This is a genomic window from Aquihabitans sp. G128 (assembly GCF_019048865.1).
GTDB lineage: Bacteria > Actinomycetota > Acidimicrobiia > Acidimicrobiales > Iamiaceae > Aquihabitans.
Map to the genome: position 1 here is coordinate 77,394 of NZ_CP077604.1, position 13,023 is coordinate 90,416.

The window sequence follows — 13,023 nt, forward strand, 5'->3', positions numbered from 1 at the left end:
TCGAACCTCGACAAGGTGCTCTACCCCGAGGCCGGGTTCACCAAGGCCGAGGTGATCGACTACTACGTGCGCATCGCCCCGGTGCTGCTGGCCCACCTGGGCGACCGCGGCATCACCATGCGCCGGTTCCCCAACGGCGTCGACGCCGGCTCCTTCTTCGAGAAGCGGTGCCCGACGCACCGGCCCGACTGGGTGGGCACCGCCGACGGGCCGGGCGACCACAACGGCACCATCGGCTACTGCCGCCTCGACAGCACTGCGGCGCTGGCATGGGCGGCCAACCTGGCAGCCATCGAGCTCCACGCCCCCATGGCCCGGGCCCACGACATCGAGTCGCCCACCATGGTGGTGTTCGACCTCGACCCGGGGCCCGGCACCGGGATGGTGCAGTGCGCCGAGGTGGGGCTCTGGATCCGCGACGTGCTGGCCGGGATCGGCTTCGACGCCTACCCCAAGACCTCGGGCTCGAAGGGCCTCCAGGTGTACCTGCCGGTCAACGGCCCGGCCACCCACGAGGCGGCGTCGGCCTTCGCCCTGGCCGTGGCCCAGGTGCTGGAGAAGGCCCACCCCAAGCTGATCGTCACCACCATGGCCAAGGCGGCGCGCACCGACAAGGTGCTCATCGACTGGAGCCAGAACAGCCGCCACAAGACCACCATCTGCACCTACTCGCTCCGGGCCCGCCCGCAGCCGACGGTGTCGACGCCGGTCACCTGGGACGAGGTGGCTGCGGCCGCCGACGGACAACCCCTCTCGTTCCAAGCCGCCGACGTGCTGGCCCGGATCGACGAGCTCGGCGACCTCTTCGCCCCCACCCTCGACCAGGTCCAGGAGCTCCCCGCGCCCCGGACTTGATCGCCCCGCTTGATCCCGGCAGCCTCCCGCCGATGGGGCGGGGCGCCGGGCGCCGCCCACCACCGCCACCGGAGACGAACGTGCCCGAACAGCTCATGTCGGAGATCAGCCCCTACCGCACCCGGCGGGCGTCGCTCCCTGCGCGGCGAGGGCGACCTCTACCTCTACCTCGAGGACCTGGTGGGCCCGGAGCCGGAGACGGTCTCGATCGTGTGGGTGGCCAACGTGCTGCCCGCGCCGGAGGGCGCCGGCGTGCCCACCCCGGCCGGGGTGCCGCCCCGCATGGGCGCCGGCGGCACCCGCCACCCCGAGGGCTGCCCCCAGCTCGGCCGGGGCCTGGAGCTGGTCTGGTTCGAGGAGGGCGATGCGGTAGCCCTGGTCGACGCCGAGGGCGTGGTGGCCGTCATCCCTGGGTGGGCCGGCCGCGACGACTTCTACGGCTACGCCCGCTACGCGGGGTCGCAGCGCCCTGGCCTGGGAGCTCACCAACGAGGCCCGCGAGGCGCTCGAGCAGAAGGTGGCCGAGTCCCGCGAGTTCTGGCGCTGGCGCTCCGGCCCGGCCGCCTGGCCCGAGATCCGATCCACGGGCCAGGCGTTCCTGGAGCAGCGCGTGGGCCCGCAGGACGCCGTGTGGCCCATCGGTGATGGCACCTTCCCCGAGCTCATCGCCACCCGCCACCGGGTGGAAGGCCAGAACGTGTGGGTCACCGCCACCACCGGCCTGTCTGCCCAGCGCATGGCCGGCGTCGAGCAGTACCTGGAGGTGCCCGACGGCGCCACCCGCATCGAGCTGGCCATCGCCCGGTCCGTGCCCGACCAGGCCGGTGCCGACCTGGTGGCCGCACTGGCCACCATCCCCTTCGGCCGCTGCACGTGGCTGGGCGAGGGCCACACCATCGGCGGCGTGCCGGGCTCGTACCCCGCCTTCGGTCCGGACAAGGCAGCTCTGCTGCTCACGGCGAAGCCGCCGGAAGGTGCTGGTCCGCCGGCCCCGGACCTCACCGGCCTGGTTCGCCGCGAGGGCAAGGTCAGCTACCTGTGGGCGTTGCTCATCGACGAGGAGACGTTCCGCCTGGCGCGGGGCCGCGACGCCCGCACCGCCGCCGAGCACCTCGCCGGCACCGGCGCCACCTGGGTCCAGTAGCTCGAGGCAGGTCTGCTGCGAGGGCTCCGGTCACGCAGCGTCGGAGCGATGCCTCCGACGGTGGCACGGGGCGCAGCGGAGCTGGAGCTCGGAGGTGACCGTCTGCCCGCTGAGCTCGTACGGCGGCACGTGGTCGTACTCCAGGAGTGCCGTGCTGCCGCAGTCGACGCAGTGGCGGTCGCGCTCCTTCACCACCCGCTTCTGCCGGTCGGTGGGGACGCGCCGCCGCGGCGACGCATCGACCGGGTTGCCAGCCGCATCGTGGATCAGCGCTCGGAGGAAGGCGTCGGGAGCGATCTGGGCGGCGACGCTGTCCGACACCGGCGAGCCGTCGTCCATGGTGCAGCCGTCACCGCGGACGTGGAGCACGACCTCCGTCGCCGCCCGTCCGCTGCCTTCGGTGAGGAGGTGGCCGATCGCATCGGCCCGTTGCTGTGCGAGCGAGGGGAACGCGTCCGCGGACGCGCCCCTCGCGCGCTCGGTCGTGCCCGGCGCGTCCGCGGACGCGTCCTGATCACGCTGCGAGGTCGACCGCCTCGTCATCACTGCGGTCTCGAAGCTTCGCGATGACCGCGCCCGCCAAGAGGGGCGGGAGGCGCAACGTGAACACCACCATGCCGTCCGGGTCGGTGCGCCACCGGACCGATCGCTGCTGGTGGTGGTAGGCGGCGAGGTCCTTCGGGTCAGTGGTGCGGTGGAGCCACCGAGCGAGCTCCACGCCGAGGTCGCTGGCCGGGGTCTCGAGGGCGATCGGCAGCAGCTCGCCCTCGTTGTCGCCGGTGGCGAGTCGGGTGAGGGTGCGGACCTTCGAGTACGACAGCTGGCCGTCGGCGAAGGCGGCGGAGATGAGCGGCAGCTCGTCCAGCCGGCGACCGATGCGCAGCCACTCCGCGCCGTGCAGACCTCCACGTCGGCCCTGGCGGCGAGCCAGTGGGCGGCGGTCGGGGCGCCGGCCAGGACCCACTCCGACGACGCGGCGAACCGGGCGGCCAACACCACGAGCCGTTGTTGGCTCTGGGCCCACAGGCCGATGATCTCGGCCAGTTCGGCAGAGAGCGGACCGGTGGTCCGCGCGGGAACGGGGGAGACGACGGCCACGACGGCCACCTCCAGATCAGCGAGAGGAACGAGTACCGGACCTCCCGTCGCCGCCGTGGGGCGTCTCTCTCTCCTGAGGAGGAGGCGGAGGGGACTGGTCGAGCTCCGCTCGACCGAGCATAGGAAGGGGGTCTGACGACGAAGCCTCCGCCCGCACCGCTGCAGGTCGACGCGTCCGCGGACGCGTCGACCGCTCGACCCGGGTGGGCCGCCACGTGGCCGCGACGCCGAGGCCGCCCGACGCGCCTGCTCGGCAGACCGGACGCCGCCCGGGCTACCGAGCGACGAAGTACTTGGCCTTGGGGTGGTGGCAGATGATGGCGCTGGTGCTCTGCTCGGGCTGGAACTGGAAGCCCGTCTCCTCGTTGACCTCGATGCCGATGCGCTCGGCCTCCAGGAGGTGGGCGACGGTCTCGTTGTCCTCGAGGTCCGGGCAGGCCGGGTAGCCCCAGGAGTAGCGGCCGCCGCGGTACTGCTGGCGGAAGAGGCCTGCCACGCTGGGCGCGTCCTGGTCGGCGAAGCCCATCTCCTCGCGGATGCGCCGGTGCCACAGCTCGGCCAGGGCCTCGGCCATCTCGACGCCGATGCCGTGGAGCATGAGGTACTCCTGGTACCGGTCCTCCTTGAACAGCTGCGCGGTGCGCTCCGAGACCCGCTCGCCCATGGTGACGATCATGAAGGCGACGTAGTCGGTCTCGTCGGAGCCGAGCGGCCGGAAGAAGTCGGCGATGCACAGGTGCGGCTCGCGCGTGGAGCGGGGGAACGGGAAGCGGGCCTTCTCGACCGTCTTGCTCTCGTCTTCCCACACCACGACGTCGGTGCCGTCGCCGTTGGCGGGCCAGTAGCCGTAGGCCACCTGCGGGATCAGCAGGTCGTCGGCGCGGGCCTTGGCCAGCTGGTCGCGCAGCTCGGGGCGCATGCGCTCCTTGAACTGGTCGTCGCTCTCGCCGGCCTCGGGGCGGAAGCCCCACTGGTTGCGGAACAGCGCCGTCTCGTTGAGGTAGGCGGCGATGTCGTCGAGCGGCACGCCCTTGATGATCCGGCTGCCGATGAACGGCGGCACGAAGATCGGGTTGTCGGTCTCGACCTCGGGGGAGCGGTCGGGCAGCTCCACCGGGGCGGCATCGCCCTTCTCGGCCACGCCGGCGCGGGCCCGCACCGTGGACTCCGACGGCACGTTGCCCCAGTCGGGGTCGTCCTTGCTCGGGTCCTGGCGGATCTCGAGGAGGCGGTCCATGACGTGGAGGCCCTCGAAGGCGTCCTTGCCGTAGAACAGCCGGCCTTCGTAGACGTTGCGCAGGTCCCGCTCGACGTAGGAGCGGGTGAGCGCCGCGCCGCCGAGCAGCACCGGGATGTCGGTGAGCTCGCGGGTGTTGAGCTCCTCCAGGTTGTCGCGCATGATCAGCGTGCTCTTGACCAGCAGGCCGCTCATGCCGATGGCGTGGGCCTTGATCTCCAGCGCCTTCTCGATCATCTCCGAGATCGAGATCTTGATCCCGATGTTGTGCACCTCGTAGCCGTTGTTGGTGAGGATGATGTCGACGAGGTTCTTGCCGATGTCGTGGACGTCGCCCTTCACGGTGGCCAGCACGATGCGGCCCTTGGAGGCGTCGACGCCGTCGGCGACCTTCTCCATGAACGGCTCGAGGTAGGCCACCGAGGCCTTCATGGTCTCGGCGCTCTGCAGCACGAACGGCAGCTGCATCTCACCGGCGCCGAACAGCTCGCCGACGACCTTCATGCCGCCGAGGAGGTGCTCGTTGATGATGGTGAGCGGCTTGATGCCCTCGGCCATGGCCTCGTCGAGGTCGACGGTGAGGTTCTCGCGGTCGCCGTCGATGATGCGGTGGTGGAGGCGGTCGCCGACCGGCCAGCCGGAGCGGTCCTCCTTCTCCTCCTTCTGCACCGTGACGTCGGCGAAGACCTCGAGGAACTTCTGCAGCGGGTCGTAGTCGTCGGCGCCCTCGGACAGGGCGCCGGCGCTGCCGCGCTTGTCGTAGATGAGGTCCATGGCGACGTCGCGCTGCTCCTCCGGGATCTTGCTCAGCGGCATGATCTTGGAGGCGTGGACGATGGCGGAGTCGAGGCCGACCTTGACGCACTCGGCCATGAACACGCTGTTGAGCACGTGGCGCGAGGCGGGGGAGAGGCCGAAGCTCACGTTGGAGAGCCCGAGCGTGGTGTAGCAGCCGGGGATCTCCTCCTTGATGCGCTTGATGGCGTCCATGGTCTCCATGGCGTCGCGACGCAGGTCGTCGTCGCCGGTGGAGAGCGGGAAGGTGAGGGCGTCGAAGATGAGGTCGTGGTTCTCGAGGCCGTAGGTGTCGCGGGCCAGCTCGGCGATGCGCTTGGCCACCCGGACCTTCCACTCGACGTCGCGGGCCTGGCCCTCCTCGTCGATGCAGAGGCAGATGACCGCCGCGCCGTACTCCTTGGCCAGGCGGAACACCCGGTCGAGCCGCGAGCCCTCGGCGAAGCCGTCCTCGAGGTTGGCGGAGTTGAGGATGGCGCGGCCGCCGATCCACTGCAGGCCGGCCTCGATCACCTCGGGCTCGGTGGAGTCGAGCACCAGCGGGGCGTTGGCGCCGGTCGCGAAGCGGCTGGCGATCTCGTCCATGTCGGCGGCGCCGTCGCGGCCGACGTAGTCGACGCAGACGTCGAGGACGTGGGCGCCGCTCTTGATCTGCTCGGTGGCCATGGCCGAGCAGGTGTCGTAGTCGCCCTCGAGCATGGCCTCGCGGAACTTCTTGGAGCCGTTGGCGTTGGTGCGCTCGCCGATCATCAGCGAGGACAGGTCCTGGTGCAGCGACACCGGCGAGTAGATCGACGACACCGACGGCTCGAACTCCACGTGCCGCGTGGCGGGCACGAGGTTCGGGGCCATGTCGGCCAGCTTCTTGATGAACTCCGGCGTGGTGCCGCAGCAGCCGCCGATGACCTGCACGCCGAGCTCCTCCACGAAGCGGCGCTGGTGGACCTCCATCTGGTCCGCAGTGAGGTCGTAGTGCATCTTGCCGTCGACCACCGAGGGCAGCCCGGCGTTGGGCAGCACGGAGATCGGGGTCCGGGCGTGCTGGGAGAGGTGGCGGATGTGCTCGCCCATCTCGGTGGGCCCGGTGGCGCAGTTCAGCCCGACGATGTCGATGCCCAGCGGGTCGATCGACGCGAGGGCGGCGCCGATCTCGGTGCCGACCAGCATCCGACCGGTGAGCTCCATGGTGACCTGGGCCTGGATGGGCACCTGGCGGCCGACCTTGGCCATGGCCCGGCGCACGCCGATGACGGCGGCCTTCACGGCGAGGAGGTCGAAGTGGGTCTCGAGGATGAACAGGTCGACGCCGCCCTCGAGCAGCGCCTCGCCGGCCACCTGGTAGTGGTCGCGCAGCTCGGCGAAGCGGATCTGACCGAGGCTGGGGGACTTGGTGCCCGGGCCGAGCGAGCCGGCCACGTAGCGCTTCCGGTCCGGCGTCGAGAAGCCGTCAGCCACCTCGCGGGCGATGCGGGCGTTGGCCAGGGCGATCTCGTGGGAGCGCTCGGTCATGTCGTACTCGCCGAGCGGGACGCCGAAGGCGCCGAAGGTGTTGGTCTCCACCACGTCGGCGCCGACCTCGAAGTAGGCGGTGTGCAGCGCGGCGATGACGTCGGGCCGGGTGATGCCGAGGTAGTCGGTGCAGCCCTCGTTGGCCTCGCCGCCGTAGTCGTCCAGGCTCAGGTCCTGCGTCTGCAGCCAGGTGCCGGTGGCACCGTCGTAGACGACGACACGTTGTGCGACCAGGTCGAGGAAGGAGGTGCTCACGCCCGCCAGGCTACCGGGGGGTGCCAACCCGGCCGTAGTCCGATCCGCCCGCTCCGGCGCCGTCGGTAGGCTCGCCGCCACATGAAGATCTACACGCGCAAGGGCGACGACGGTAGCACCGGCCTGTACGGCGGCGGTCGGGTGGCCAAGGACTCCGCCGCCCCCGAGGCCTACGGCACGGTCGACGAGGCCCAGGCCGCCCTCGGCGTGGCTCGCGCCGCCTGCGAGCGCGGCGGCGAGCTGGACCAGATCCTGGTGGGCCTCGAGCGGGACCTGTGGGTGCTCATGGCCGAGCTGGCCACCGACGAGAGCAACCGCCACAAGCTCAGCGCCGGCGCCAGCCTGGTGACGACGGAGATGGTCGCCGCCCTCGAGGCGCAGATCGACGAGATCTCGTCGCGCTTCGACCCACCCACCGAGTTCGTCGTGCCGGGCGAGGACGCGGTGGCCGCCTGGCTCGACGTCGCCCGCACCGTCGTCCGGCGGGCCGAGCGGCGTTCGCTGCACGCCGCCTTCAAGGGCTCGCAGGTCGTCCCCTACCTCAACCGCCTGTCGGACCTCGTCTGGACCCTCGCCCGCTGGCGGGAGGGCCACTCGCTGGCCAGCCGGTCCGTCCCGTCCTCCGTCCCCACCGCCCAGGAGCCCTGACATGCCGATCCCGATCACCCTCGACCACCAGGCCACCGTCCCCGACGACGTCGAGCTGGTGGCCGTCGGCGTGCGCAGCGCGCAGCTCGAGGCCGACGCTCCTGGGCTCGACGAGGAGCTGGCCCGCATCGCCGGCTTCGAGGGCAAGCTGGCCCAGACCTTGGTGGCGGCCACCGACGAGGGCGTGCAGCTGCTGGTGGGCCTCGGCGACGAGGCCGACCCGACCACCTACCGCAAGGTCGGCGCGGCTATCGCCAAGGCCGCGGTGAAGCGGGCGTCGATCGCCGTCGACGTCCTGGTCGACCTCGACGGGCCCGACCGTGTCGCCGCCGCCGGCGCGCTGGCCGAGGGCCTGGCCCTCGGCTCCTACGGCTTCGCCGACTACAAGGACCCGGCCCCCGGGACCGCCCTCGAGGCCGTGACCGTGGTGGGCAAGGGCGGCAAGCGGGTGGCTGACGCCGTGGCGCGCGGCGCTCGCGTCGCCGAGGCCGTCGGCCTGGTGCGCGACCTCGTCAACACCCCCGGTGGCGACCTCACCCCCACCGCCTTCGCCGAGCAGGCGATCGAGGTGGCCGACGAAGCCGGCATCGAGATCGAGGTGCTCGATCTGGCGGCCATCACCGAGGCCGGCCTGGGCGGCCTGCTCGGCGTGGCCCGCGGCTCGGCCCAGGAGCCCCGGTTCGTGAAGCTCAGCTACGTGCCCGAGGGCCGGCCGCGCGGCAAGGTCGCGCTGGTGGGCAAGGGCGTCACGTTCGACTCCGGCGGCCTGTCGATCAAGAGCGCCGGCGGCATGGAGGGCATGAAGGGCGACATGGCCGGCGCCGCCACGGTGCTCGCCGCCCTCAGCCTGGTGCCCACCGTCGCCCCCAAGCTGCAGGTCACCGGCTACCTCCCGCTGACCGACAACATGCTCGGCCCGGACGCCACCCGCGTCGGCGACGTGCTGCGCACCCGCAACGGCAAGACCGTCGAGGTGCTCAACACCGACGCCGAGGGACGGCTGATCCTGGCCGACGGCCTGGCGCTCGCCGTCGAGGACGAGCCCGACGCCATCATCGACCTCGCCACGCTCACCGGCGCCTGCATGGTGGCCCTGGGCGACCGCACCGCCGGCGTCTTCACCAACTCCGAGGCCCTGGCCGAGCGGGTGCTCGACGCCGCCGACGAGGCGGGCGAGCTGTTCTGGCCGCTCCCCATGCCCGAGCACCTCCGCAAGCCGCTCGACAGCGAGATCGCCGACCTCCGCAACATCGGCGTCGGCGGCTACGGCGGTGCCTCCACCGCGGCCATCTTCCTGCAGGAGTTCGTGGGCGACGTGCCCTGGGCCCACCTCGACATCGCCGGTCCCGCCGACAGCAAGGGCGCCTACGACGAGGTCAGCAAGGGCGGCACCGGCTTCGGGGTCCGCACCCTCGTCCGCCTCCTCGGCTCCTGGACCAAGCTCCCGTAGCCCCCTGGGTCGACCCCGGGACGGCTCACGGGCCGAGGCCAGAGCAGGGCGCGAGCTCATCCTCGACCGTGCCGTCGCGAACCAGCTCGACGGCGGGCTGCCCTTGGACGACGGCGTACGCCACGGTCCCCAGTTGCAGCCGAACCAGCGGTCGACCGTCCGGGCACCGCCGCTCGGCCTCGATGGCTTCCTGGCACGCCCGGATGTCCCGAGCCGTGAGCACGCGCCCCGAGGTCACGGCGTCGACGCAGGCCGGCGTCACGTCGTAGACGGTCCCACGGTCGCACATGACCAGCCCGACCACGACCGCTGCCGCACCCCCCGTCAACGCAACGCTCCAGCCTCGCCTCACGACGCCCACCGCTCATCCATCGTGCGCAGCGCCGCAGCCACCACTCGGGCCCTCGACTGGACGCCCCCCAGGTCCTGCGCGCCTGCGAAGATCCCTTCGAAGAACGAGATAACGGCAATAGTGCCGCGGAGGTGGAGCTCGCCGGCCGAGGTGTCGGGCACGAGGCAGGCATCCCCGCTGATCCAGTCCGGCAACGTCGTCCACGGTGCGACGAGGGCCGCCGACGCACCGTTCGACACGGTGGCGCGCTCGGCCCGCAGGAGGCCATTGGCATGCGTGAGGACGTAGGCGATCCGGGAGCCGGCCGAAGTGCGGACCAAGTCGAGCTTGAGCTCGCAGGCGTCCGTCGAGGTGGGAATGTTGGTCGCGATCCCGCTCGGCATCCCGAAGGCGTCCGTCTCGATGCCGGCCGACCAGTCGATCCTGGTGCCGCGCAGCCATGCGCTGGACCAGGGCTCGGCTGCACGCAGCGCCCGCACGTTCCGAGGCCCGTCGACGCCCTGTGCGCGTGCCGCCGCGCCGAGAGTCGAGACGAGGCTTGCGCCCGGCTCGTCCATCTCGCTCTTCACCGGTCCAGCTCCTGGACCAGGTCTGCGAACCGGGCCTCGGTCTCGGCCACCGAGGAGGCGCCGCCGTCGAGCACCATGGCGACCGCGGCGCCCGTGGCCAGATCGATCGAGCAGGCTGCCGGGAACGGTCCGGCGGTTAGGCGCAGCTGCGTGGGCGCACCGGCGTCGTCCTCGATCACCTCCATCGCGAGGGCGAAGCCGCAGCGCCGTTGCCACGTCTGATCGAACGTGGTGCGGCGACGGCGCGCCAGCACAGAGCGGAGCAGGCTCGGGGACGGGAGGCCGTCGACCGGATGTCCCCGCACGCACGATCCGATGGCGTGGCCCACCGTCGCAAGGCTGGCGGCGTTCGCCAGGCCGCCCAGGACGGGGTCCAAGCGGGTCCGGTAGGCCGGTGACCGGAGGTGGAGCATCGGGATGCGATGCCGGGGCAGGCCGCCGATCGGCAGCAGGAGGCGATCGCTCGCTTCAGCTTCGTCGGCCGCAGCCGGTGACAGGCACACGTGGTCGTCCAGGCCAAGCGGTCCGAGCACTGCGCCTCCGGTGAAGGTGGCGGCCGCCTGCCCCGTCAGGCGTTCGATGACGGCGGCGAGCAGGCGCCAGCCGGAGATCTCGCTGTACGCAGCGGCCCCCGCTTGTCGGCGGATGGCCCCGAGCCCGGGGCGGAGGTCGGGCTTCGTGGTCATCCAGCCGAAGGCGGGAGGGGCCATCAGGCCGGCATCGTGGTTCACGATTGCGGCGATCTCGATGGCCGCCACCTCGTCGTCGAGCCCCGGCACGATCTCGCCGACGGCCCGGTGGCCATCGACGCCGGCGCGCTCGCAGGCCAGGAGCGCCGCCATCGCCACGATGGGCTTGGTGAGGCAGAAGACCTCCGCCAGGTGCCTGGTCGTCAACGGGCGGCCGTCGAGGGTTGGTCCAACCGCCAGGTCGGCCCGCTCGCCGCCCGGGCCTCGGAACGAAACCTGGCCCGAGGTTGCATGCAGTCCTTCTCGGCACACCTGCTCGAGCCAGGCCTCGGCCCTCGCGGACGGCTCGTCGGACTCCGCCGCTACCGGCAACCCGACCGCGCGGCCTCCGCGGCGATCGCGGCATCGAAGATCTCCTCGGACCGGGCGTAGTCCCCCTCGGTGTAGACCTCTGGCTCTGGCGCGGGCTGCTTGGACGCTGGATGCGTCTCGATGCCGGCATCGTGGAAGGCGCGCTCCACGGCTGCGCCGAGCGCCACTTCATCCTCGTCGGTGATCGGACCACGGTGCTCGGCGAAGAAGGCCGCCTCGGTGAGCTGGCGGATCTGCAGCATGCGCTTGTCGAGCGCTTCGTCGCGAGGGGGCTCGGGTTGGTCGGCCATCACCTCGAAGAGCTGTTCTTCGGTGACCCGCACGACGTTGCCGCACCGGTCGGTGCGGAGCTTCCCGTCTCGGCCCACGATCGCTCGGGGCGTCGAGTCGAACGCCGGGGAGGTGGCGGCCGGGGGCTCGTCGGCCGCCTCGGCCAGCGAGATGGCGAACAGGCCGCCGCCGAAGGCAGCCGAGCCGATCAGCACAGCTCCAGCACGGAGGATTTGGGATCGCTTCATCGGTCTCCTTCGATGCGTCCCGCGGTCGGGAGCAGGTAGGTCGGGCGTCACTTCCACATGTAGAGCGATCCGGTGGTGAGGTTCCCGCCGTTCCACCCGCCGTTCATGACCTCGCTCAGCGAGGTGTAGCTGTAGTTGCCGTCACCGCAGGGAAGGTCGCTGCCGTGGAACCCCACGCCTCTGATCACGGTGTCGGTCGTCGAGGTCGAGTACTTGGCTGCGTCGGCGACGCACCAGTCGCTTCCTCGTGCCAGCAGTCCGCTGGCTCGGATGAAGCCGGCAGGCCGGCTCCTCGCTCCCAGGCAGAAGAAGCTGCCGTAGAACTCGGTTCCAGCAACGTTGTCGGTCCGTGCCTCGCGCACCCGCAGTTGCTGGCCGTACTCCTCGCGCTTCGAGGTGGGCCTTGCCTTCGGTGCAGTACGGGGTGTCGACGTAGACGTTGCCCTTGGTTTCCCGCACCTCTGCCGACGCAGGCGTGGCGGGCTGGAGGGCGAAGATCGCTGCTGCCGCCAAGGTCGTGCGAGCGACGTTCCGGCGGGCGGGTGAACGACTCTGCATGACCGGAAAGCTACTGAAGAGTAGCGATGATGTCAGCCTATCGGGCCACACCCAGCTCCGCGCCCGCCCGGTGGCGCGGTGCCGCGCCCGACGGAGCGGGTCGGGCGCGGCACCGGGGTGTGGGGAACGACAGGACCGGTGCGCCGGGTCGGGTCGGGGCACCGGCCCCGATCAGGCGGCGTCGCCGGTGGGTGGCAGCGACGTGCCGCGAGCAGGTGCGATCGACCGGTTCGGGGGCGGCGGGGACGCCGGGGGCCAGGACGGGCTGGGCCGCCCGCTGCGAGCTGCGGCTCCGGGAGCGACCGGCGGCGGCGGCGGGATGGGGCGGACGGCCGACGGGCGGGGGAGGTCGGCGGCCACCAGGGCGGCCGGCGTGGTCTGGCGGTCCCGGGCCCAGCGGAGCGCGTCGTGGGCCAGGGCGGGGTGCAGGCCCCAGCGGTGGAGCTGGTGCTCGATCGACTCGTCGGCCTCGCCCAGCTCGGCCAGGCTGAGGGCCAGGCGCCGGGCCCGGCGGCGGTGCTGCTCGACGGTGGGGTGGCGGGCCGACTCGCGCTGCCAGGTGGTGTGCTCGTCCTGCAGCTGCGGGGGCAGCCGCTCGACCTTGGTGCGGTTGAGCGGAGCCAGGTGGCGGCGGACCTCGAGGGTGCGCTCGCCGTCGAACCGGGAGATGTTGAAGGTCATCGACCGGGCGATGGCCCGGAGGAAGGGGGCGTTGCGCCCGCCCCGGACGCCGAGCCCGAGGCCGCGGGCGGTGTCGAGCACCGGGAGGTCGAACCCCTCGGGCGATTCGTCGAGCCCGGCGGCCACCCGGCGCAGGAAGAACAACGTGGTCGGGCCGAGGATGGGGAGCCAGAACCGCTCGACGTAGCCCGACCGGAGCTCGTGGCCCTGGTCGTCGATGACCGGATCGGGCCAGGGGAGGATGCGGAGCTGGTCGGTGGGCAGGGTGAGGTCGAGCGGGGGAAGCGACACGA

The 13,023-nt window shown here is 71.9% G+C and carries 12 protein-coding genes; 4 read left to right on the top strand and 8 right to left on the bottom strand.

The genetic code is table 11. The features are described from left to right. Positions 1 to 15 precede the first annotated feature (15 nt). Together ligD and KSP35_RS00390 are read left to right on the top strand one after the other, a co-directional pair. On the top strand, positions 16 to 855 hold the full coding sequence (gene ligD / locus KSP35_RS00385) for a non-homologous end-joining DNA ligase (RefSeq protein ID WP_254126910.1): 840 nt from the start codon (positions 16 to 18) through the stop codon (positions 853 to 855). A gap of 517 nt (positions 856 to 1,372) precedes the next feature. After that, on the top strand, positions 1,373 to 1,999 hold the full coding sequence (locus KSP35_RS00390; protein ID WP_216998282.1) for a suppressor of fused domain protein: 627 nt from the start codon (positions 1,373 to 1,375) through the stop codon (positions 1,997 to 1,999). A gap of 30 nt (positions 2,000 to 2,029) precedes the next feature. Here KSP35_RS00390 and KSP35_RS00395 read toward each other — a convergent pair whose 3' ends face one another. The 3 genes from KSP35_RS00395 to metH all read right to left on the bottom strand — a co-directional run bounded on the left by KSP35_RS00395 (position 2,030) and on the right by metH (position 6,893). Beyond that, entirely contained in the window at positions 2,030 to 2,368 is a 339-nt protein-coding gene (locus tag KSP35_RS00395; protein WP_216998283.1) for an HNH endonuclease signature motif containing protein, read from the bottom strand. A 145-nt stretch (positions 2,369 to 2,513) separates the two neighbouring features. Then, positions 2,514 to 2,963 carry a hypothetical protein gene (locus tag KSP35_RS00400; protein ID WP_216998284.1) on the bottom strand — a complete coding sequence of 150 codons (450 nt, stop codon included), beginning with the start codon at positions 2,961 to 2,963 and terminating at the stop codon, positions 2,514 to 2,516. A 408-nt stretch (positions 2,964 to 3,371) separates the two neighbouring features. Beyond that, positions 3,372 to 6,893: a methionine synthase gene (gene metH, locus KSP35_RS00405; protein WP_216998285.1), complete on the bottom strand. Its 3,522-nt coding sequence runs from the start codon at positions 6,891 to 6,893 to the stop codon at positions 3,372 to 3,374. Positions 6,894 to 6,974: 81 nt separating this feature from the next. Between metH and KSP35_RS00410 the strand changes: the two genes are divergently transcribed. Together KSP35_RS00410 and KSP35_RS00415 are read left to right on the top strand one after the other, a co-directional pair. Further along, the gene (locus KSP35_RS00410; RefSeq protein ID WP_216998286.1) at positions 6,975 to 7,541 is read left to right on the top strand and encodes a cob(I)yrinic acid a,c-diamide adenosyltransferase; all 567 of its coding nucleotides are present in this window, start codon (positions 6,975 to 6,977) and stop codon (positions 7,539 to 7,541) included. A gap of 1 nt (position 7,542) precedes the next feature. Further along, positions 7,543 to 8,991, top strand: a complete 1,449-nt coding sequence (locus KSP35_RS00415; protein WP_216998287.1) for a leucyl aminopeptidase — start codon at positions 7,543 to 7,545, stop codon at positions 8,989 to 8,991. 348 nt (positions 8,992 to 9,339) lie between these two features. On the opposite strand, the gene KSP35_RS00420 is transcribed toward KSP35_RS00415, so the two are convergent. The 5 genes from KSP35_RS00420 to KSP35_RS00440 form a co-directional block, all read right to left on the bottom strand. Next, positions 9,340 to 9,912 (bottom strand): hypothetical protein, encoded by a 573-nt coding sequence (locus KSP35_RS00420; protein ID WP_216998288.1) that lies wholly within the window; start codon positions 9,910 to 9,912, stop codon positions 9,340 to 9,342. After that, the gene (locus KSP35_RS00425) at positions 9,909 to 10,913 is read right to left on the bottom strand and encodes a serine hydrolase (RefSeq protein ID WP_216998289.1); all 1,005 of its coding nucleotides are present in this window, start codon (positions 10,911 to 10,913) and stop codon (positions 9,909 to 9,911) included. Before KSP35_RS00425 ends, KSP35_RS00420 begins: the two co-directional genes overlap by 4 nt. Positions 10,914 to 10,963: 50 nt before the next feature. Beyond that, positions 10,964 to 11,491, bottom strand: coding sequence for a hypothetical protein (locus KSP35_RS00430; RefSeq protein WP_216998290.1), 528 nt, complete (start codon positions 11,489 to 11,491; stop codon positions 10,964 to 10,966). Between the two features lie 47 nt (positions 11,492 to 11,538). After that, positions 11,539 to 11,853, bottom strand: a complete 315-nt coding sequence (locus KSP35_RS00435; RefSeq protein WP_216998291.1) for a hypothetical protein — start codon at positions 11,851 to 11,853, stop codon at positions 11,539 to 11,541. 367 nt (positions 11,854 to 12,220) lie between these two features. Then, entirely contained in the window at positions 12,221 to 13,021 is an 801-nt protein-coding gene (locus KSP35_RS00440) for a hypothetical protein (protein ID WP_216998292.1), read from the bottom strand. Between the last annotated feature and the right edge of the window lie 2 nt (positions 13,022 to 13,023).